We start from the raw sequence: 1,552 nt of genomic DNA on the forward strand, positions 1-1,552 counted from the left end.
TTTCCACATCTGCGACTAGTTCCTCGTAAGTCTTGTATTTCTTGAGATGATAAGACTCTGTCTTGAAATGCCCAAAGAAACTTTCAATTGGTGCATTGTCGATACATTTCCCAACTCGTGACATGGATAGAGTGATGCCTGCCTGTGTTGTAAAATAGCGATATTCCTTTGAAGTGTACTGACTGCCACGGTCACTATGAATGAGCGGTGTCGCCTCTGGATTTAGCTTTAAAGCCTTCTTAATGGTCTTCATGACCAAGGGATTGTCATTGGTGTGACTCATCTCAAAAGCTACAATTGAGCCGTCATAGAGATCCTTGATCGCACTCAAATAAGCCTTGACGCCGAGACCGTATTGTAAGTAGGTGACATCTGTGCACCATTTCTGATTCGGTGCTGTCGCGGTAAAATCCCGATTGAGAAGATTCTCAGCGTAGAATCTATCACCAGCTTTCGTACAAGCATGTCTCACACGACGAATAACAGATTGGATGCCAAGAATCCCCATTAGACGACGAATCCGTTTCTTATTGTAGTTGGTAGCGAGTTGGCGGTTCATGAAGGTCGTCATGCGACGGTAGCCTAGAATGCCCTTGTGATGTTTATGGAGTTCCTGAATCTTCTCCATCAGTTTGTTGTTTTCTTTCTCAGAGGTTGTTTCGTCATGATTGAGCCACTTATAATAGCCTGAGCGTGAGACCTTCAGAATCTGGCATAAGATAGAGATAAGACTATCTGTGTGTTCATCATGGTAATCTCTAATAGCTTGGAACTTCTCGAGGTACTTTCCCCCTCTTAGCGACGGTTTCGCTGTTTTATTTCTTCCAACTTTTTTAGGAGACCCACCTCCATTTCTAGATAACGGTTGCGTTCTTCCAGTTGTTTAATCTTGAGTTGAAGTTCTTCCGTTTCAGTGAGATTAGGCTTACTGTCCAAGCCTTTTCCACGTCTATCAACGAGTCCCTGTGAGCCACTCTCCTCAAACTTACGGACCCATGAATACACCTGTTGGTAGGAGACACCAAACTTCTCAATAGCTGCCTGGTAATCTTTTTCATGAGCAATCGTGAAAGTGACAATCTCAAGGCGTTCTTCAAATGTGGTCTTGCGTCCTTTGTTCATACGGCTGTGTCCTTTACTTGTGGATTTTAATTCTTTACCACTAGTATACCGTTTTATCCACTTTGGGAGAACAGATTGTGAGGAAATATCGTACTTTTGACAGATGTCACTCTGTGAACCGACTCCATCAAGATAGTCTTGAACAGCCTGTTCCTTCACTTCTTTGGAATAGTTCTTCCAAGTTTGACTTGCTTTAAGCCTCTCCATCCCATGTTTCTCATATCGGTTTATCCATCGTTTAATGGTAGATTCAGAAACTTGGTGTCGCTTGACTAACTGAGTGATAGAGTATTGATGAGTAAGAGACAATTGAATGATTTCTAATTTCTCTTCTACTGATTTTTGACTTCTTTTGGACATAGGAAAACTCCCCTTATAGTGTCTAGTGAATTTTTGTTTTTTCACTGTCTACTATATGGGGAGTATATCA

At 41.9% G+C, this 1,552-nt stretch carries 2 pseudogenes; both read right to left on the reverse strand.

The annotated features are described in order from the left end of the window. Positions 1–1,311: pseudogene (locus tag E4T82_RS12915) on the reverse strand (IS3 family transposase); the annotation flags it as partial. A gap of 18 nt (positions 1,312–1,329) precedes the next feature. Further along, positions 1,330–1,482: pseudogene (locus E4T82_RS13235) on the reverse strand (transposase); the annotation flags it as partial. Between the last annotated feature and the right edge of the window lie 70 nt (positions 1,483–1,552).

The sequence above is a fragment of the Streptococcus cuniculi genome (genome assembly GCF_004570575.1).
Lineage (GTDB): Bacteria > Bacillota > Bacilli > Lactobacillales > Streptococcaceae > Streptococcus > Streptococcus cuniculi_A.